This is a genomic window from Rhizobium sp. J15, assembly GCF_002531825.1.
GTDB lineage: Bacteria > Pseudomonadota > Alphaproteobacteria > Rhizobiales > Rhizobiaceae > Rhizobium.
Map to the genome: position 1 here is coordinate 25500 of NZ_NWSX01000001.1, position 19826 is coordinate 45325.

Consider the following 19826-nt stretch of genomic DNA (forward strand, 5'->3'; position numbering starts at 1 on the left):
CCGAGATCAGGTCACGGCTGAACCGGCTTCAAATCCCCAAGCAGCGTCGGGATCAGTTCCGACACTGTCGGATGGATCGGCACCGACCATTGCAGCGCCGGGTAGGTCGTTCCTGCATTCATCGCATCGATGAAGCCGTGGATCGCCTCGTCGCCTTCGATGCCGAGAATGGCGGCGCCGAGGATTTCCTTGGTCTCGGCGTCGGCGACCACCTTCATGAAGCCCTTGGTCTCGCCACGCTCGTTGGCGCGGCCGACGCGGCTCATCGGCCGGGTCGAGACCATGATCCTGCGCCCCGAGGCGCGCGCCTGCTTCTCCGTCATGCCGACGCGGCCGAGCGGCGGATCGATATAGAGCGCATAGGCCGGGATGCGGCTCGAGACCTTGCGGTCCTCGCCGTCGATGAGGTTGGCGGCGGCGATCTCGTAATCATTGTAGGAGGTATGGGTGAAGGCGCCGTGGCCGTTGCAGTCGCCGAGCGCCCAGATGCCTTCGACATTGGTGGCGAGCCGGTCGTCGACCTTGATATAGCCGCGTTCATCGGTGGCGACACCGGCGGCATCGAGGCCGAGATCGTCGGTGTTCGGTTTCCTGCCGGTGGCGATCAGCACATGGCTCGCATCGATCTTTGCAGCGCCGGCGGTAACGCTGACGCCGCTGCCGTTTCCGGCGAAGGCGATGTTGCCGGCGTCGGTGTGAACGGTGATGCCTTCGGCCCGCAGAATATCGGCGATCGCGTCCGATACATCCTCGTCCTCGCGCGATGCGAGCTTCGGCCCGTGCTCGACGACGCTGACCTCGGCGCCGAAGCGGCGATACATCTGCGCGAATTCCAGCCCGATATAGCTGCCGCCGATCACGGCCAGATGCCTTGGCAGCGTGTCGAGCTCTATGATCGAGGTGCTGGTGAGGTAATCGATATCGTCGATACCAGGCAGAGGGGGGATGACAGGCCGGGCGCCGACATTGAGGAAGATGCGCGGCGCAGTCAGCGTCTCGCCATTGACGCTGACGGTCTTCGCGCCCTCGAAACGGGCATGGCCTGAGATCACGGACATGCCGTCCATGCCGCCCAGCCAGCCGATCAGGCCGTTGCGGGCGTTCATGGTTACGGTCTCGGCGCGGGCCCTGACCACCTTCATGTCGATGGCGATCTCGCCCGGGATCTTCACGCCGTAGGCGGCGCCGGTCCGGGCGACATGGGCTGCGCGGGCGCTGGCGACCAACGTTTTTGTCGGCATGCAGCCGGCATTGACGCAGGTGCCGCCGATGTACTTGCGCTCGATGAGCGCCACCTTCATGCCTTTCTCGACCATGCGGGCGGCAAGCGACGGGCCGGCCTGGCCGGCGCCGATGACAATGGCGTCGAAGCTTTTCATGCGACGGCCCCCACGATCAGCACCGCGCCGATGACGGCGACGGCATCCTCGATGAGAGCGGCCGGCAGATCCTTGCCGAAGGAGGCGGCGAGCCTGGCGCGCACGGCCGCCCCGCCATAGGTGCCGATGACGGCGCCGATCACGCCGGCGATCAGCCCGCCCGAGAGCAGGCTGCTGGCCGCGCCGATCGTCGCCCCGGAGAGCGCGCCCATGATGATGCGGGCGCCGAACTGCACCGGCACCTTGCGAGACGGCGTGGACGGCAGCTGGTCGGTGATGAGTTCGACGACGGCGAGGATGGTGAAGATCCACGGCGTCCACTGATAACCCATGAAGGCAAGCGGCGTTTGCGAGACATCGAACCAGCCGAGCGCCGCGCCCCAGGCGACGACAGCCGGCGCCGTCATGGCGCGAAGGCCTGCGATGACACCGATCAGCAATGCAAGAAGCAGAAACATGCACGATCCCCCTCTTTGCCGGCTTTGTGCCGCGAGAGGGAAGGTTGCACATTGTCAGGCACGTGGCAATTCGCCTTGCCCGGCGGCCGGCTAGTTCGCAAAGGCGGCGATGCCGGTGATGGCGCGGCCGATGATCAGCGCGTGGATGTCGTGCGTGCCCTCGTAAGTGTTGACCACTTCGAGGTTGACGAGATGGCGGGCGATGCCGAATTCGTCGGAGATGCCGTTGCCGCCGAGCATGTCGCGGGCCGCACGTGCAATCTCCAGCGCCTTGCCACAGCTGTTGCGCTTGAGGATCGAGGTCAGCTCCACCGGCGGATGGCCTTCCTCCTTCATGCGGCCGAGCCGCAGGCAGCCCTGCAGGCCGAGCGAGATTTCCGCCGCCATGTCGGCGAGCTTCTTCTGGATCAGCTGATTGGCGGCGAGCGGCCGGCCGAACTGCTTGCGCTCCAGCGTATATTGCCGGGCCCTGGCGTAACAATCCTCGGCCGCGCCGAGCGCACCCCAGGCGATGCCGAATCGGGCCGAGTTGAGGCAGGTGAAGGGTCCCTTGAGGCCGGTGACGCCGGGCAGCAGGTTTTCCTCGGGCACGAAGACCCCGTCCATCACCACTTCGCCTGTGATCGAGGCGCGCAGGCCCACCTTGCCGTGGATGGCGGGAGCCGAAAGGCCCTTCCAGCCCTTTTCGAGGATGAAGCCGCGGATGAGGCCGTCCTCGGTCTTTGCCCAGACGACGAAGACATCGGCGATCGGCGCGTTCGATATCCAGGTCTTCGAACCGGTGAGGCTGTAGCCGCCGTCGACCTTCTTGGCGCGCGTCGCCATCGAGCCGGGATCGGAGCCATGATCGGGCTCGGTCAGGCCGAAGCAGCCGATCCATTCGCCGCTCGCAAGCTTCGGCAGATATTTCAGCTTCTGCGCCTCGGACCCGAAAGCGTCGATCGGCAGCATGACGAGCGAGGACTGCACGCTCATCATCGAGCGGTAGCCGCTGTCGATCCGTTCGACTTCGCGGGCGATCAGGCCATAGGCGACATAGCTGAGGCCGGCGCCGCCGTAATCGGGCGAGATCGTCGGGCCGAGCAGGCCGAGGGCGCCCATTTCGCGGAAGATTTCAGGATCGGTCTTTTCATTGCGGAAGGCGTCGAGAACCCGGGGCGCGAGCTTCTCCTGCGCATAGGAATGGGCGGTCGCCTGCACCATGCGCTCTTCGTCGGTGAGCTGTTCCGCCAGCCGGAAGGGGTCGGTCCAGTCGAAAACCTCGCGCGTATGCTGCATGGCGGCGTCTCCTCACCTCGAATTCCGAGCTTTCCTCGTCAAGCTCGGGATAGACCCGACGGCGGATCGCGTCAACCGAGGGCGATCCGGCGAAAAGACGGCCGCTTCATCTTTTCAAAAGCGGCGGCATGATCCACTTTGCGCCCGTTCGATTCTGGAAGGAGGAGGCGGAAATGTCGTCAAGCGATCTGTTCGTATCGGCCGAAGGCGCCGAGTGGGTCAACCCCGAGCCCGGCGTCACCAGGCGCATCATGACTTATCTGCCCGAGATGATGATGGTGGAAGTGGCTTTCGAAAGCGGCGCCGTCGGTGCTGCCCATTCGCATCCGCACATCCAGGCAAGTTACGTGGCGGAAGGCAGTTTCGAAGTGACGATCGACGGGCGGACCGAGGTGCTGCGCCAGGGCGGCAGCTTCATCGTGCCGCCCAACCTCGTGCACGGCGTGAAGGCGCTGGAAAAGGGCCGGCTGATCGATACGTTCACCCCGCACCGCGCCGAATTCCTGAAATAATCAGGGTTCAGCCTTCGCCCGGCGCGCCGGGCCAGCGGCGGCATAGGGCGGCACGAAGCGGGCATCCTCGCCGCGCACCGCCTCGCGCAGGAAATCGATGACGGCGCGCACGCGCGGCGCCTGTTTCAGGTCGCGGTGGCAGGTGATCCAGTAATGGCGCTTGAGGTCGATCTCCTCGGGCAGCACAGGCACCAGTTCGGGATAACGGCTGGCGAAGAAATAGGGCAGGATGCAGAGGCCGAGGCCGTTCCGGGTGGCGGTGAGCTGCGCGAATATGCTGGAACTCTGGAACTGCGGCTTGATGCGCGGATGCACATCGCCGAGATAATCCAGGCCCGGCGCGAAGATCATCTCCTCGATATAGCTGACGAAGGGATGCTCGAGCAGGTCGTCGCGGCAGGTGATGACGGGCGCTTTTGCGAGATAGTCGCGCGAGCCGTAGATCTGCAGGTGGTAGTCCGTCAGCTTCTCGGCAAAATAAGGCCCGCCCTTCGGCTCATCGAGCACGACGGAAAGATCGGCCTCCTTGCGCGACAGCGACATGATCTGCTGGATCGTCACCAGCTCCAGCGACAGATGCGGATGCTGGGCGGCAAACCGATGCAGCACCGTCGCGAAGAAGAAATTGGCAAAACCCTCCGGGGCGCTGAGGCGCACAAGGCCGCGCTGCGCCATCGAGCCGTCGGCAAGATCGGCGCGCAGCCGCTCGGTCTCCTGCTCCATCCGCTCGGCCGTCTCGACGAAGCGCGTGCCCATCGCCGTCAGCACGTACCCGCGCGGATTGCGCTCGAAGAGCTTGACCTTGAGGGCAAATTCCAGCCGGTCGATGCGCCGCGAAACGGTGGCATGGCTGGAGCGTAGCTGGCGGGCCGCCGTCGAAAGCTGTCCAGTGCGGGCGACGGCTAGAAAAAACTGAAGATCGTCCCAAGTAAACTGCGGTGGGTTGTTCATCGCGATCCCTGTCTGTTCAAAAACGAACAGATACTGTTTGGAATTAGTTGTAAACCACCCGTTGCTTCAAGGCGGAATTTCCTTGATCGTAAGCTGAGGGTCGGCCGTTCTGAGGAGTGCGGCTGGCCAAATCTGAACAGATCCGTAAGCTGGCTCATCTCTGGGAGGAGAGAATATGCGAAAGAATCTCATTGCATCGGTTGCATTTCTGCTTGCAAGCAGCACGGCGGTGTTTGCGCAGAGCGCGACCGATGGCAAGGTCAAGATCGGCATTCTCAACGATCAGTCGGGTGTCTATGCCGACTTCGGCGGCAAGTCCTCCGTCGAAGCCGCCAAGATGGCGGTCGAGGATTTCGGCGGCAAGGTGCTCGACGTTCCGATCGAGATCGTCGATGCCGACCACCAGAACAAGCCGGATATTGCCTCCAACATCGCCCGCCAATGGTATGACACCGAGCAGGTCGATGCGATCATGGAACTGACGACCTCGTCGGTGGCGCTCGCCGTGCAGGCGATCGGCAAGGAAAAGAAGAAGATAGACATCGTCACCGGTGCTGCGACGACGGATCTCACCGGCAAGGCCTGCTCGCCTTACGGCTTCCATTGGGCTTACGACACGCACGCGCTGGCCGTCGGCACGGGCGGCGCGCTCGTCAAGCAGGGCGGCGACAGCTGGTTCTTCCTGACCGCCGACTATGCCTTCGGCTACTCCCTGGAACAGCAGACCAGCGATTACGTCAAGTCGAGCGGCGGCACGGTCGTCGGCTCGGTTCGCCATCCGCTGTCGACGCAGGATTTCTCATCCTTCCTGCTGCAGGCGCAATCCTCGGGCGCCAAGGTGATCGGCCTTGCCAATGCCGGCCTCGACACCTCGAACGCCATCAAGCAGGCGGCCGAATTCGGCATCACCCAGGGCGGCCAGCATCTGGCGGCGCTGCTCTTCACGCTGGCCGAAGTCCATGGTCTCGGCCTCGAAGCGGCGCAAGGGCTAACGCTGACGGAAGGCTATTACTGGAACCGCGACGACGAGAGCCGCGCCTTCGCCAAAAAATTCTTCGACCGCACCGGCAAGATGCCGAACATGATCCACGCCGGCACCTATTCGGCCGTGCTGCAATATTTGAAGGCGGTGCAGAAGGCCGGCACGGACGAAACGGAAGCGGTGGCCAAGCTGCTGCATGAAATGCCGGTCGACGACGTCTTCGGCCGCGGTGGCACGGTTGGCGCCAATGGCCGCATGATCCACGACATGTATCTGCTGCAGGTCAAGAAGCCTTCCGAAAGCAAGGAGCCCTGGGATTACTTCAACGTGCTCGCCACCATTCCCGGCAAGGAGGCCTATATCGATCCCGCCAAGAGCGGCTGCGATCTGGTGAAGTAAGCGACATGGCGGTTTCCGCGATTGAATCTGGGGCGAAGCCGCGGGTGGTCCTGTCCGCCCGCGGTCTGCGCCGCGATTTCGGCGGCTTCACGGCCGTCAAGAACGTCGATCTCGACGTGCATGATGCGAGCGTCCATGCGCTGATCGGCCCGAACGGCGCCGGCAAGACGACGGTCTTCAACCTGCTGACGAAGTTCCTGCAGCCGACGGCGGGCACGATCACGCTGATGGGAACCGACATAACCGGGACCGCACCCGACAGGGTGGCGCGCATGGGGCTGGTGCGCTCCTTCCAGATCTCGGCGGTTTTCCCGCATCTCTCCGTTCTCGACAATGTGCGCGTGGCGCTGCAGCGCCCGAACAATCTCTCCACGCAATTCTGGCGGCCGCTGTCGGCGCTCGACCGGCTGAACGAGCGCGCCGAGCAGCTGCTTGCCAGCGTCGGGCTGTCCAAGGAGCGCGACCATATCGCCGCCGATCTTTCCTACGGCCGCAAGCGCGTGCTGGAGATCGCCACGACGCTGGCGCTGGACCCGAAGGTGTTGCTTCTCGACGAACCGATGGCCGGCATGGGGCATGAGGATGTCGGCGTCGTGTCGTCCATCATCCGCGATGTCGCCCGCGACCGGGCGGTGCTGATGGTCGAGCACAATCTCTCCGTCGTCGCCAATATCTGCCAGCATGTCACCGTGCTGCAGCGCGGCGAGATTCTCGCCGAGGGCGATTATGCCACCGTCAGTCAGGACGAGCGCGTGCGCGAGGCCTATATGGGCACGGAGGAGCATTGATGGCCGCTCTCCTCGAAGTTCAGGGCCTCAATGCCTGGTATGGCGAAAGCCACATATTGCATGGCGTCGACATGCATGTCGGCGAAGGCGAGACGATTACCATTCTCGGCCGCAACGGCGTCGGCAAGACGACGACGCTGCGCACCATCACCGGCATCGTGCGCACCCGCAAGGGCCGGATCAGCTTTGCCGGTAGCGACATGATGCAGGTGCCGCTGCACAAGACGGCGCATCGCGGCATCGGCTTCGTGCCGGAGGAGCGCGGCATCTTTTCGACGCTCACCGTTTCGGAAAACCTGCTGCTGCCGCCCGTGGTGGCGGATGGCGGCATGACGCTGGATGAAATCTACGAGCTCTTCCCCAATCTCTACGAGCGCCGCGGCAGCCCCGGCACCAAGCTTTCCGGCGGCGAGCAGCAGATGCTGGCGATTGCCCGCATCCTGCGCACCGGCGTCAGGCTGCTCATTCTTGACGAACCGACGGAAGGGCTTGCCCCCGTTATCGTCCAGCGGATCGGCGACGTGCTGAAGAAGCTCAAGGAGCGCGGCATGACGATCCTGCTCGTTGAGCAGAACTTCCGTTTCGCCAGCCGTATTGCCGACCGCTTCTATCTGATGGATCATGGGCAGATGGTGTCGGAATTCCCGGTCGACGAACTGCCGCAGCGCATGGATACGCTGCACAAGGTTCTGGGAGTGTGACCAGATGACGATGATCTTCGGCATTCCCCTGCAGGCGCTGCTCGGCCAGCTCTTGATCGGCCTGATCAACGGCTCCTTCTATGCGCTGCTGAGCCTCGGCCTCGCCATCATCTTCGGCCTGCTCCGGGTGATCAACTTCGCCCATGGCGCACAATATATGCTCGGCGCCTTCGCCGCCTATCTGCTCTTGACCTATGCCGGCATCGGCTACTGGCCGTCGCTGATCCTGGCGCCCGTCATCGTCGGCCTTGCCGGCGCGGTCATCGAGCGGCTGTTCCTGCGCCGGCTCTACGATCTCGATCCGCTCTACGGCCTGCTCTTCACCTTCGGGCTGGCGCTCGCCGTCGAAGGCACCTTCCGCTATCTCTACGGCTCGTCCGGCCAGCCCTATGCAACGCCGCCCGCCCTTGCCGGCGGGGCCAATCTCGGCTTCATGTTCCTGCCGATCTATCGCGGCTGGGTGGTCATCGTCGCGCTCGTCGTCTGCCTCGGCACATGGCTGCTGATCGAGAAGACCAAGCTCGGCGCCTATCTGCGCGCCGCCACGGAGAATGCCGTGCTGGTGCAGGTGTTCGGCGTCAACGTGCCGATGCTCCTGACCTTCACATACGCACTCGGCGCCGGCCTCGCGGCCTTTGCCGGCGTGCTGGCCGCGCCGATCTACCAGGTCTCGCCGCTGATGGGCTCGAACATGATCATCGTCGTCTTCGCCGTGGTCGTGGTCGGCGGCATGGGGTCGATCATGGGCGCGATCGTGACCGGTTACGTGCTCGGCATCGCCGAGGGCCTGACCAAGGTCTTCTATCCCGAAGCCTCCAACACCGTGATCTTCGTCATCATGGCGATCGTGCTTCTCATCAGGCCCGCGGGCCTCTTCGGCCGGGATGCTTGACATGGCTGACATCACCGAAACCATCCGAACGGAAAAAAGCCGGACCGCCTTTTCAGTGCAGGCGGGCTTCCTGCTTGCGGGGCTGGTGTTCCTGCTGCTGGCGCCGTTCTTTTTCTATCCGATCTTCCTGATGAAGCTGCTCTGCTTCGCTCTTTTTGCCTGTGCCTTCAATCTGCTGCTCGGCTATACCGGCCTGCTTTCCTTCGGCCATGCCACCTTCTTCGGAGGGGCGGCCTATTTCACCGCCTATACGGTGAAATCATGGGGGCTGCCGCCGGAACTCGGCATCCTGATCGGCGTGGCGGGCGCTGCCTTTCTCGGGCTGGTCATGGGCTTCTTCGCCATCCGCCGCCAGGGCATCTATTTCGCGATGATCACGCTGGCCTTGTCGCAGATGTTCTTTTTCTTCTGCCTGCAGGCGAAGTTCACCGAAGGCGAGGACGGCATCCAGTCGGTGCCGCGCGGCCATCTCTTCGGCTTCATCGACCTGAACAACTCGACCAACATGTATTATTTCGTGCTGGCCGTCTTCCTCGTCGGCATTCTGATCATCTGGCGTTTCATCAATTCGCCGTTCGGCATGATCCTGAAATCGATCCGTGAGAACGAGAACCGCGCCACTTCGCTCGGCTACTCCGTGGCGCGCTACAAGCTCGGCGCCTTCGTCATGTCGGCAGCGCTTGCAGGGCTGGCGGGCGCGGTGAAATCGCTGGTCTTCCAGTTCGCGACCCTGACCGACGTCGCCTGGCAGATGTCGGGCGAGGTGATCCTGATGACGCTGCTCGGTGGCATCGGCACACTGGTCGGACCGCTCTTCGGCGCGGGGCTCGTCGTGGCGCTGCAAAATTATCTCGCCACGTCGGAATTCCCGGTGACGATCATCACCGGCGTGGTCTTCATGATCTGCGTGCTGATCTTCCGCCGCGGCATCATCGGCGAATTCTACGCTTCGCGGCTCGGGCGGAAACTGGGCTTCGTCTATCGCCGCTGAACGAGCGGACCTCTCTTTCCCAGGGCGATTTCCTTCCCGGCGAAGAGATTGGCGGCGGCAATGCGACTCTTCCTCTCCCCGTTCCGCGGGGAGAGGGAAGCGGGAGGCATCTGGGGCTTCGTGCAGGGCACATGGATCGTTACGACTATATCATCATCGGGGCAGGCAGCGCCGGCTGCGTGCTTGCCAACCGGCTTTCCGCCGACGGCAGGAGCCGGGTGCTGCTGCTCGAAGCCGGCGGCAAGGACAATTACCACTGGATCCATATTCCGGTCGGCTATCTCTACTGCATCAACAATCCGCGCACCGACTGGTGTTTCACCACAGCGCCGGAAGCGGGATTGAACGGCCGGGCGCTAAGCTATCCGCGCGGCAAGGTGCTCGGCGGCTGCTCCTCGATCAACGGCATGATCTACATGCGCGGCCAGGCGCGCGACTATGATCTCTGGCGGCAGATGGGCTGCACCGGCTGGGGCTGGGACGATGTTCTGCCGTTCTTTCGCAAGTCCGAGGATTTTTATCGCGGCGAAGATGAGATGCATGGCGCCGGCGGCGAATGGCGCATCGAGAAGGCGCGCGTGCGCTGGGCCGTGCTCGACGCCTTCCAGCAGGCGGCGAAGGAAGCAGGCATTCCGGAGACGGCGGATTTCAACCGCGGCAGCAACGAAGGTTCCGGCTATTTCGACGTCAACCAGCGTTCCGGCATTCGCTGGAACACCTCCAAGGCCTTCCTGCGCCCGGCGATCAGACGCCGCAATCTGACGGTTCTGATCAAGGCCCAGGTCCGGCGGCTGCTGGTGGAAGACGGAGCCGTCGCCGGTGTCGAGTTCCAGCATAATGGCGTGGCCAAACGCGCCTATGCTGCCCGGGAGACCGTCCTGTCCGCCGGTGCGATCGGTTCGCCGCATATCCTGGAGCTGTCAGGCATCGGCAAGGGCGAAGTGCTGCGGCAGGCGGGTGTCGACGTCGTGACCGAGGTGAAGGGCGTCGGCGAGAACCTGCAGGATCATCTGCAGCTGCGGCTGGCCTATAAGGTGACGGGCGTTCCGACGCTGAACGAGAAGGCGACGAAGCTGATCGGCAAGGCGGCGATCGGGCTCGAATATCTCGTTCGCCGCTCCGGGCCGATGGCAATGGCGCCGAGCCAGCTCGGCATCTTCACCCGTTCCGGTCCGGATCGGGAAACGCCTGATCTGCAATATCACGTGCAGCCCGTGTCGCTGGAGAAGTTCGGCGATCCCGTCCATCCTTTCCCGGCGATTACCGCGAGCGTCTGCAATCTGAGGCCGGAGAGCCGGGGTTCGGTGCACCTGTCGAGCCCGGATTTTGCAGCCCAGCCGACGATCAGCCCGAAATACCTCTCGACGCAGCGGGATCGTGACATAGCTGTCCGTTCCATACGGTTGACGCGCAAGATCGTCGCGCAGCCGTCCTTCGCGAGGTTCCGGCCGGAGGAGTTCAAGCCGGGCCCCAGCTATCAGACGGAGGCCGATCTTGAGCGGGCGGCGGGCGATATCGGTACGACGATCTTCCATCCCGTCGGCACCTGCCGCATGGGCGCCGACAGGGACAGCGTCGTCGATCCCCGGCTGAAACTCAGGGCGCTCGGCAAGCTCAGGATCGCCGACGCCTCGGTGATGCCGTCGATCACCTCGGGCAACACCAATTCGCCGACGATCATGATCGCCGAAAAGGCGGCGGCGATGATCCTCGAAGACAATCGATAGGAGAAGACCATGGCAAGGATCGCATTCATCGGGCTTGGCAACATGGGCGGGCCGATGGCGGCCAATCTCGTCAAGAGAGGTCACGAGGTTCTTGGCTTCGATCTCGCGGCCGCGGTGCTGAAAGCGGCCGAAGAGAGCGGCGTCAAGGCGGCGAGCCATGCCAGCCAGGCGGTCAAGGACGCGGAGATCATCATCACCATGCTGCCGCAGGGCAAACATGTGCTGACGGCCTGGACTGACATCCTGCAGACTGCGGCGCAGAGCACGCTGGTCATCGATTGCTCGACCATCGATGTCGAGAGCAGCCGCAAGGCGCATGAGATGGCCAAGGCCGCAGGCTGCCTGTCGCTCGACGCGCCCGTTTCCGGCGGCACCGGCGGGGCAGCCGCCGGCACGCTCACTTTCATGGCGGGCGGCTCGGACGAGGCGTTCGCCAGGGCAAAACCGATCCTTGAAGGCATGGGCAAGAAGATCGTCCATTGCGGCGAGGCGGGTGCCGGCCAGGCGGCGAAAATCTGCAACAACATGATTCTCGGCATCTCGATGGTCGGCGTCTGCGAAGCCTTCGTGCTTGCCGAAAAACTCGGCCTCTCGCATCAGGCGCTGTTCGATGTCGCCTCGACTTCGTCAGGCCAGTGCTGGTCGATCAATACCTATTGCCCGGTGCCCGGGCCGGTGCCGACCTCGCCGGCCAACAACGGCTACAAGCCGGGTTTTGCCGCCGCACTGATGCTGAAGGATCTCAGGCTTTCGCAGGAGGCGGCGCTGGCGAGCGGCGCCTCAACGCCGATGGGCGCGGAAGCGGCCCAGCTTTTTGCGCTCTTCGAAAAGCAGGGCAATGGCGGCAGGGATTTCTCCGCCATCATCGAGATGTTCCGCGAAAAGAAGTAGACGGTGCTTGCTACTCTCGCCCGCTTGAACGCGACAGCAGCCAGATGAGATAGGGGCCGCCGATCAGCGCCGCGAAGAGGCCGACCGGCACCTGGTAGGGGTAGATGACGACCCGCGCCAGCCAGTCCGCCGCCGTCAGCACGCCGGTGCCGACGATGAGGCTGGCCGCAAGTTGGTGGCCCGGTCTGCGGAAACCGGCGAGGCGCGCCAGATGCGGCGCGATGAGGCCGGTGAGGCTGAGCGGCCCGACGAGGAACGAGGCGATCGCCGTCATCAGCGCAGCGAGAATTGCCAGCACAAGGCGGCTTGGCCCGACGCGAAGGCCGAGGGCGCGGCTGGAGGCAGCGCCGAGCGGCAGCATCGTCAGCCAGCGGCTGAGGAAAGGCAGAGGCGCGGTCAGCGCGACGAGCGAGATGACCGCCGTCCAGGCTTCGAAGGCGCCGGCGCGGTTGGTCGAGCCGGACAGCCAGGTGAGCAGTATATAGCCGCGCATATCTCCCTGGGCGAGCACCATGGTCACGATCGCCATGGCGAAGGCGCCGATACCGACGCCGGCCAGCAGCATGCGCTCCGGCGAAAACTGCGCGTGGGCGGAGATGGCGATCATCGCGAGGAAAGCCGCCAATGCGCCGATCGCCATGGCCAGAAGCATGATGACGGGCGAGGGGAAGCCGAAGAGGAAGAGCGCAATCGTGAGGCCCGCCCCGGCGCCGCCGCTGACGCCCAGCACTTCGGGGCTGGCGATGGGGTTGCCGGTCATACGCTGCATGATGAAGCCCGCGGCCGCCAGCATGGCGCCGGCGCCGGCGGCCACGATCGTCCGCGGCAGCCGGAAGGGCAGAAGGTCGCTCAAGAGCGCGCCGGTCGCGACATGCCAGCCGTCATCGGCCGGGCCGAGGGTCAGGACGACGGCGAAAAGCAGGGCGAGGGCCACGAGAAGCACGGCAAGGGTTCGGAGCGGCTTCGTGAGCCTCTTCAACGACCCGGCCGACTGGGCGGCAATAGTCGAAACGGAATGCACGCGGGGCAGAAGGAAGAGCAGCAGCGGCCCGCCGAGCAGGGCGGTGGCCGCTCCGGTCGGGGCTAGGTCGGCAAAGCCCGAGCCGAGGATCTGGGTCAGGCAATCGGTCAGGAAGAGCAGGCCGGCGCCGGTCAGCGGCGCCGTGATCATCAGCCTCTCCGTGCTGCGCGCGCCGGCGAACCTTGCGATCGCGGGAGCGGCAAGGCCGAGAAAACCGATGATGCCGATCTCCGATGTCACCGAGGCGGCAAGCCAGACGGCAAGGGCGACGATCGCCAGGCGGGTCGAATGCAGGGCAAGGCCGAGGCTTCTCGCGCCGCTGTCGTCGAGCGCCAGGATCCGCAGCGGCCGCACCAACAGCAAAGCGGCCGCAAAGCCGAGGACAAGCCGCGGACCGAGCGACAAGACGCTGTGCCAATCCTGCTGGCTGAGCGAGCCGGCGCCCCAGATATAGATCGACATGGCATATTCGCCGCGCGCCAGGATAAGCGTGACGCTGAGCGCCGAGGCGATCAGGCTGACGATCATGCCGGAAAGCGCGACGGTCACCGGATCGAGCCCGCGCCGCCAGCTCAGAGCCAGCACGAGGGCGACAGCCGCGAGACCGCCGCCGAAGGCGGTCATCTCGCGCGACAATCCCATGAGCAGGGGAGAGAGGCTCATGGCTGCGGTCATCGCCAGTTCCGCGCCGGAAGCGATGCCGAGCGTGGAGGCGTCGGCAATCGGGTTGCGCAGCACGCGTTGCAGCAATGTCCCGGAAAGGCCGAGCGCGGCGCCGGCGATCAGGGCCAGCGCGGCGCGGGGCATGATGCCGCTCCAGAGCAGCGCCCCGTTCAGCACGGCTGCCTCGGCATCCTCGTGCGGCAGCTGCGGGCGCGTCGCGATGAGAAGCGCAAAGGCAGCGATGCAGAGGATGGCCAGTATCATGCCTGACATGTTTGCGCTTCGTGCCGGCCGGACGCGGCTAACCATTCCATGCATGGGAAAGCCCCTCCGCCAAGAGATCGGCAAAGCGGCCGGCAGCCGGCAGCGCACCATAGGGATTGACCGCGCTAAGCGTCAGCACCCGTTTTTCGCGCACGGCAGGCAGGGCATTCCAGAAGCTGCTCGCCGAAAGCGTGACGACCGCATCGGCCGGATGCGGAGCGATCATGACGATCCAGGCATCGGGCATCGACGCCAATGCCTCGATGCCGACGGGTGCTGCGGCCGAATAGCTGGTCGCACCCTGCCAGGCATTGGTGAGGCCGACGCGTTTCAGCACCTCGCCGAACATGCTGTCGGAGCCGAAGACACGGAAATGCCGGGCATCGCCGAGATTGATCGGGATCACCGGCCGCCCGTCGCCGGCGGCAAAGACGGACCGGTAGCGGTCGAGCCGGGCTGAAAGCTCCTCGGTCAGCCGTTTGGCGGCGGGAAGCTGCAGGCGCTCGCCGATCGCCAGCGTTGCCTGTTCGGCCAGCGCGAATGGGCTCTCGCCTGACTTGTAGATCGCATGGCTTTCGACCGGCGCGATCGCACGCATGCGTTCGTCCGCCCAGGTATAGAAGTTCGAATTGAAGATCAGGTCTGGCCGCTGAAGCCGCAACACCTCGAAATTCGGCGTGCCGCGCAGGCCGAGATCGGCTGTTGTCGCGGGCACTTCAGGCGTGACGGCCACTTCGCGGAATTGCCGCAGTTCGGTTGCCGCAACGACGTTGGCGCCCACGGCCAGCAGGGTTTCCAGCAGCGCCCAATCCAGCGTTGCGACGCGCAGGCTCTCCACCGCCCGCAATGGCGCGGGGGCGGAGAGCAAGCCCGCCGCACCGGCCAGAAACTGCCTGCGGGAGAGAAAAGCCATGACCTACAACAGATAGCTGACCGGCTCGTTTCGAACCGGATGCGGGAAGACGCCCATGCCGACGCCGAAAATCGATCGCAGCTTGTCGGCCTGCATGATCTCGGTCGGCGTGCCCTCGGCGGTGATCCGGCCGCGATTGAGCGCAATGATCGCATCGCAGTAGCGCGCGGCGAGATTGATATCGTGCAGCACGATGACGACGGTCAGCCCGCGTTCGTGGCTGAGTTCCTGCACCAGCGAGAGGACGCTTGCCTGGTGGGCGAGGTCGAGCGCCGATGTCGGCTCGTCGAGCAGCAGGCAGCGCGCGTCCTGGGCGAGCATCATGGCGATCCAGGCGCGCTGACGTTCGCCACCGGACATATTGGCGGCGAGGCGATCGGCGAAATCCTCGAGTTCGGTGCGGACGATCGCCTCCTCGACCATCCTGCGGTCCGTCGCCGTGAAGCGTCCGAGCGTGCCGTGCCAGGGGAAACGGCCGAGGGCGATAAGCTCCCGTACCGTCATTCCGTCCGTCGCCGGCGTGAATTGCGGCATATAGGCGACGTGCCGCGCAAATTCCCGGGCGCCCCAGTCGGCCGCCGGCTTGCCGCCGAAGGCGATGGCCCCGGATTTGGGAGCGATCTGGCGGGCGATGATCTTCAGAAGCGTGCTCTTGCCGGAACCGTTCGGCCCGACCAGTCCGTAGATACGGCCGCGCTCGAGCGTCAGATCGATCCCGGACAGGATGGGTTTCGGTCCGATTGCATAGTCGATCCCCGACAGGGCAATGAAAGGCGAAGGCATGGTCTGCTCCAGGTTTGGCGCTGCAAACGGGTTCGGGAGGGCAAGCCCTCCCTTTCCCCGCAGGTTCCTGCAAAACTAAACTCAGATTGTCAACTTACCACTTTCTGCTGAGCTTGAAGGTGACGGTGCGGGCATCGCCGTAACCGCAGACGGTCAGGCCGCCGCAACCCTTGACATATTCCTTGTCGAAGAGGTTCGTGACGTTGAGCGAGGCACCCCAATCCTCTCGCTCATAGCGGATCGCCGCATCGACGAGAGTCGCGGCCGGCACCTTCTCGGTATTGGCCTCATCGGCCCAGGACCAGCCCTGATGGCGCACGCCGGCGCCGAAGCTCATGCCGTCGAAGGCACCCGTCGTCAGCGTATAATCGACCCAGAGAGAGGCTGTCACCTTCGGCACGATATAGGGCGAATTGCCGACGAGGGCCGGGTTGGCTTCGTTCTCGGTCACTTCCATATCCGTGTAGGCAAGGGAGGCGAGAACCTTCCAGTTTTCGTTGATATTGACCTTGCCTTCCAGTTCGGCGCCGCGCGAAACGACCTCGCCGAGCTGGCTCTGGGCGAAGGTCGCCGGATTGGTGACGGTGTTGTTGCGCTTGGTGATGTGGAAGACCGATGCCGTCAGCGAGCCGTCGATGAAGCTCGGCTCATATTTGATGCCGCCTTCGAACTGCTCGCCTTCTTCCGGCTTCAGAGCGCCTGATACACCGGTGCCGATCAGCGGGTTGAAGAAAGTCGCGGCGCTGACATAGGGCGTCAGGCCGTTGTCGAATTCATAGGCAAGGCCGACACGTCCGCTGAGCGCGCCGTCATTGGTGCTGAAGGTCGTGCCGATCACGGCATCCTGGTCGATGTCGACATAATCGTAGCGGCCGTTCAGCGTCAGCAGCCAGCCGTCACCGAAATGGATGCGGTCCTGGGCATAGACGCCGATCTGGTTCTTGGTGACGATGCCGTCGGCATAGACGAAATTGGCGCCCTGCGTCGTGCCGTAGACCGGATCGGTGGCGCTGATCGGATTGGAGCCGCAGCAGGCCTGCCAATTGTCGAGACGGTAGTAGGTGTAATCAAGGCCGACGAGAAGATTGTGCGTGGTGCCGCCGATGTCGGTCTCGCCTTCGAGCCGGTTGTCGATCGAGACGGTATCGACGCCCGAACGGCCCTCGAAGCCGATGCGCGCCAGCTGATAATCCGGTCCCGTCGGCACGCCGCCGACCCAGCCGTTCAGGTAGGGCCCGATCTCATGCTTGTCGAGGCGGCCATAGCGCAGGTTCTGGGAGAACTTCATGCCATTGTCGAATTCATGTTCGAATTCGTAGCCGATCATCTTCTGCACATAGCTGCCGTCGTCGAGGTCGGGTTCGCCATAGAAGGCGTCGCGGTCGATCTTGCCGAACGGCGCGTCCTCGACGGTGCCGACATAGGGGAAGAAGCCGTTGCCGGTATGGACCTGATCGAGGCCGGCGAGATAGCCCCAGACCGTGAGGCTGGTGCCGTCATCCGGCGAAATGGTCAGCTGCGGCATGATGAAGCCGCGCAGATCCTCGGAGAAATCCGAATAATTGTCGCCGCCCGCAACCTTGCCGGTGATGCGGTAGCTCATCGCTCCGCTGGAGCCGATCTTGTCGGAGACATCGAAGCCGGTGAAGGCGTTGCCGTTGCTGTTGATGCCGATCTCCGTATAGAAGAGCGGCTCGTCGAGCGGGCGTTTGCGGACGAGATTGACGATGCCGCCGGGATTGGCGCCGCCATACAGCACGGAAGCGGGACCCTTCAGCACTTCGACGCGCTCCAGCATGAACGGATCGAGCTGGAAGCCGCCGAAGCCGTAGCTGAAAAGCGTCAGATTGTCGAAGAAGACGCCGGTCTGGCTGGCGTCGAAGCCGCGGATATAGAACCAGTCGGTGTCGGCGTCATTGCCAAAAGGCTGCGAGGTGACGCCGGGTGTATAAAGCAGCGCCTCGTCGATCTTGTTGGTGACGCCGCGATCGTCCATTTCTTCGGTGCCGACCACCGAAACGGATTGCGGGATTTCGTTGAGCGGCGTGTCGCTCTTCGAGCCGGCGGAGGAGTTCTTGGCGACATAACCTTTGACAGGGCTGGTGGCGGTGTCGCCGCTGCCCTGAATGACGATCGGTTCGAGCTCGGTCGACGTCGCGTCTTGTGCCGAGGCGGAACCCGCCATCAGGCCGGCGACTGCAACGCCTGCCAACAAACTTGCCTTGAAAACGGGACCCCTGGTCTGCCCACGCATGTCTTATATACCCCACTCGTGCCGCGACGCTGACGCGCGGCGAAACCTTGAATAAGATGAGTGCTTAACTCAGTTTTATCGGGTGGGCTTGTCGCGATCGGGGAAAATTGAACGTTTTTGGGCAATTCTCCGCGTCGCAAATAATTGCCCAGGAGGCGTTGCAATCAGGCAACTTGTGCCTTTTTCCAGCTCGCCGGCGTGGTGCCGACATGCTTGCGGAAAACGCGGGTGAAATGGGCCTGATCGGCAAAGCCGGTTTCGGCGGCGATCGCGGTCAAGGCATATTCGCTCTCGACGAGCAGCCGCTTGGCCCTGCTCAGCCGGGCATTGGTCTGCCATTGATGAGGAGCGACGCCGGTGGAAGCCTTGAAGGCATGGCTGAAATGCGATTGCGACAGGCCGGTCAGGCCGGCGAGCTCCTCGAGGCGGATATTGCGCAGGCAATTCTCCTCGATGAAATCGGTCGCGCGGCGAAGCTGCCAGGAGGCCAACTTGCTGCGTTTGCGCGGCATGGCCTTGGAAAGCTTGAGAACGTCGATGATCAGCGCCAGCGCGAGGCCGTCGCCATAGAGATCGTGCAGCGGTTCAGGATTGAGGCATTCGCGGGCGACCAGCTGCGCCAGCGCCAGCACCCGGTCATCGGAAAAGAGAAGCTGCGGGCTTTCCAGGCGGCGCGGATCGATATCCTCCATCAGCCTGCGGCTGATGGTGTCGGCGTCGAAATGGAGGTCGAGATGGCGCACTGAATGCACGTCGGTCAGATCGGCCCAGACTTCCATGCCGGCGGGTACATAGGAGATCGGCCGTTTTTCTGTGTCCTGAACGGTGCCTTGCGCCTTCGGCGAGAGCTTGATGCGCGAATTGCCCGGTCCCCGCTTGTCGAGCATGATGAAGAGCCGGGGATCCCGCGAGACATAATAGCCGCCGGCATAAGCGGCGCACTCCACGTCCCATACATCGGCGACGATGCCGTTCCACAGGCGGCGATGCACGCCGCCTATGACCGAAAAGCCCTGGATCTTGTTTTGCATCCGCGGTTGAAACGTCATTTCATTTCCGCCCCCGGCCATGCGCCGGGAGTAAACCTTCAATTAATACTCAAGTTTCTTACAATAGGCGGAAGCGGATGACAATCACCAAATCCGGCGGTTAAACCGCCGGTGACTCAGGTCTTCGACACCGAGAAACGCAGCTCGATGTCGCCGAGCAGAACGTCGATTTCGCCGGGCTCGGTCAGCTCGATGGCGCCGCTCAGAGTGCCGGTCGTGATGAGTGCGCCTGCATTGAGCGATGTCTGCGGGCGCAGCCCATCATTGGCATAATCGACGAGCCAGGTCAGCACGTCGCCCTTCGGATGCTGTGCCGGGCCGTCATAGATGGTGCGGCCGGCATGGGTGACCTTGAGCGGCGTGCCGGCGGCGGTGTCGACAAGGCTTTTGTCGACCTTCGGGCCGAGCACATAGCCGCTATTGCCGAGCCGGTCGGCGAGAAACAGCAGGAAGGAAACGCCGCCGCTTTCCTTGACGGCGCTGACCAGCAATTCGGCGCCGAGATAGACAGCGGAAATCGCCTCGACCACCTCGGCGCGGCTGTAGGCGATGCCCGAGCGGACCGGCAGGTCCTTGCCGAGGCGAACGGCGATCTCCGTCTCGAATTTCAGGCCCGGATACCAGGGAATGCTCGCACCCGAGACGGCTTCGACATAGGGATGCAAGGGGGCGGTGACGGCTTGCCCCTGTGGCGACACCGTCACCTTCCAGGCATTGCTGGAAATACCGTCCGCCGCCGCCAGAAAGTTCTGCGCCTCCATCGCCTGGTGCAGATCGGCCGGCAGCGCGAAGGTGCCCGTTTCCTCCTGCCGGCCGGCCTGATGCAGGCTGTGAAGCCTGGATGCGAGGCCGCGCGGATCGAATGTCTCTGTCATGATAGCTCCTCGAATGATTTTCGAGGTGCACACTAACCGCAAGGCCGGGACGGAC

General features: G+C 63.9%; 18 protein-coding genes. 8 read left to right on the plus strand and 10 right to left on the minus strand.

Annotated elements, in window-relative coordinates:
- Positions 1-11: 11 nt before the first annotated feature.
- From CO670_RS00130 to CO670_RS00140, 3 genes are all read right to left on the minus strand, one after another.
- Positions 12-1379: an FAD-containing oxidoreductase gene (locus CO670_RS00130; protein WP_097588413.1), complete on the minus strand. Its 1368-nt coding sequence runs from the start codon at positions 1377-1379 to the stop codon at positions 12-14.
- Complete coding sequence (locus CO670_RS00135; protein WP_097588414.1) at positions 1376-1837, minus strand: DUF4126 family protein; 462 nt, start codon at positions 1835-1837, stop codon at positions 1376-1378. The genes CO670_RS00130 and CO670_RS00135 overlap by 4 nt, the downstream gene beginning before the upstream one ends.
- 90 nt (positions 1838-1927) lie before the next feature.
- On the minus strand, positions 1928-3115 hold the full coding sequence (locus tag CO670_RS00140) for an acyl-CoA dehydrogenase (protein ID WP_097588415.1): 1188 nt from the start codon (positions 3113-3115) through the stop codon (positions 1928-1930).
- A 173-nt stretch (positions 3116-3288) separates the two neighbouring features.
- Between CO670_RS00140 and CO670_RS00145 the strand changes: the two genes are divergently transcribed.
- Positions 3289-3627 carry a cupin domain-containing protein gene (locus tag CO670_RS00145; RefSeq protein WP_003594586.1) on the plus strand — a complete coding sequence of 113 codons (339 nt, stop codon included), beginning with the start codon at positions 3289-3291 and terminating at the stop codon, positions 3625-3627.
- Here CO670_RS00145 and CO670_RS00150 read toward each other — a convergent pair whose 3' ends face one another.
- On the minus strand, positions 3628-4578 hold the full coding sequence (locus CO670_RS00150; RefSeq protein WP_097588416.1) for a LysR family transcriptional regulator: 951 nt from the start codon (positions 4576-4578) through the stop codon (positions 3628-3630).
- Between the two features lie 175 nt (positions 4579-4753).
- Between CO670_RS00150 and CO670_RS00155 the strand changes: the two genes are divergently transcribed.
- The 7 genes from CO670_RS00155 to mmsB all read left to right on the plus strand — a co-directional run bounded on the left by CO670_RS00155 (position 4754) and on the right by mmsB (position 11949).
- Entirely contained in the window at positions 4754-5959 is a 1206-nt protein-coding gene (locus tag CO670_RS00155; RefSeq protein ID WP_097588417.1) for an ABC transporter substrate-binding protein, read from the plus strand.
- A 5-nt stretch (positions 5960-5964) separates the two neighbouring features.
- Complete coding sequence (locus CO670_RS00160) at positions 5965-6747, plus strand: ABC transporter ATP-binding protein (RefSeq protein WP_097588418.1); 783 nt, start codon at positions 5965-5967, stop codon at positions 6745-6747.
- Complete coding sequence (locus tag CO670_RS00165) at positions 6747-7448, plus strand: ABC transporter ATP-binding protein (RefSeq protein ID WP_097588419.1); 702 nt, start codon at positions 6747-6749, stop codon at positions 7446-7448. Before CO670_RS00160 ends, CO670_RS00165 begins: the two co-directional genes overlap by 1 nt.
- A gap of 4 nt (positions 7449-7452) precedes the next feature.
- Positions 7453-8340: a branched-chain amino acid ABC transporter permease gene (locus tag CO670_RS00170; protein WP_097588420.1), complete on the plus strand. Its 888-nt coding sequence runs from the start codon at positions 7453-7455 to the stop codon at positions 8338-8340.
- A gap of 1 nt (position 8341) precedes the next feature.
- Positions 8342-9331 (plus strand): branched-chain amino acid ABC transporter permease, encoded by a 990-nt coding sequence (locus CO670_RS00175; protein WP_097588421.1) that lies wholly within the window; start codon positions 8342-8344, stop codon positions 9329-9331.
- 131 nt (positions 9332-9462) lie between these two features.
- Positions 9463-11058: a GMC family oxidoreductase N-terminal domain-containing protein gene (locus CO670_RS00180; RefSeq protein WP_097588422.1), complete on the plus strand. Its 1596-nt coding sequence runs from the start codon at positions 9463-9465 to the stop codon at positions 11056-11058.
- A gap of 9 nt (positions 11059-11067) precedes the next feature.
- Entirely contained in the window at positions 11068-11949 is an 882-nt protein-coding gene (gene mmsB, locus CO670_RS00185) for a 3-hydroxyisobutyrate dehydrogenase (protein ID WP_097588423.1), read from the plus strand.
- 10 nt (positions 11950-11959) lie between these two features.
- Here mmsB and fhuB read toward each other — a convergent pair whose 3' ends face one another.
- The 6 genes from fhuB to CO670_RS00215 all read right to left on the minus strand — a co-directional run bounded on the left by fhuB (position 11960) and on the right by CO670_RS00215 (position 19771).
- The gene (fhuB, locus tag CO670_RS00190; RefSeq protein ID WP_097588424.1) at positions 11960-13942 is read right to left on the minus strand and encodes a Fe(3+)-hydroxamate ABC transporter permease FhuB; all 1983 of its coding nucleotides are present in this window, start codon (positions 13940-13942) and stop codon (positions 11960-11962) included.
- On the minus strand, positions 13935-14810 hold the full coding sequence (locus CO670_RS00195; RefSeq protein WP_097588425.1) for an ABC transporter substrate-binding protein: 876 nt from the start codon (positions 14808-14810) through the stop codon (positions 13935-13937). The genes fhuB and CO670_RS00195 overlap by 8 nt, the downstream gene beginning before the upstream one ends.
- Positions 14811-14813: 3 nt before the next feature.
- Positions 14814-15593, minus strand: coding sequence for an ATP-binding cassette domain-containing protein (locus tag CO670_RS00200; RefSeq protein ID WP_097588426.1), 780 nt, complete (start codon positions 15591-15593; stop codon positions 14814-14816).
- 94 nt (positions 15594-15687) lie between these two features.
- Positions 15688-17847 carry a TonB-dependent siderophore receptor gene (locus CO670_RS00205; protein ID WP_097588427.1) on the minus strand — a complete coding sequence of 720 codons (2160 nt, stop codon included), beginning with the start codon at positions 17845-17847 and terminating at the stop codon, positions 15688-15690.
- A gap of 164 nt (positions 17848-18011) precedes the next feature.
- Positions 18012-18896: an AraC family transcriptional regulator gene (locus CO670_RS00210; protein WP_097588428.1), complete on the minus strand. Its 885-nt coding sequence runs from the start codon at positions 18894-18896 to the stop codon at positions 18012-18014.
- Positions 18897-19012: 116 nt separating this feature from the next.
- Positions 19013-19771, minus strand: coding sequence for a fumarylacetoacetate hydrolase family protein (locus CO670_RS00215; protein WP_097588429.1), 759 nt, complete (start codon positions 19769-19771; stop codon positions 19013-19015).
- Positions 19772-19826 lie beyond the last annotated feature (55 nt).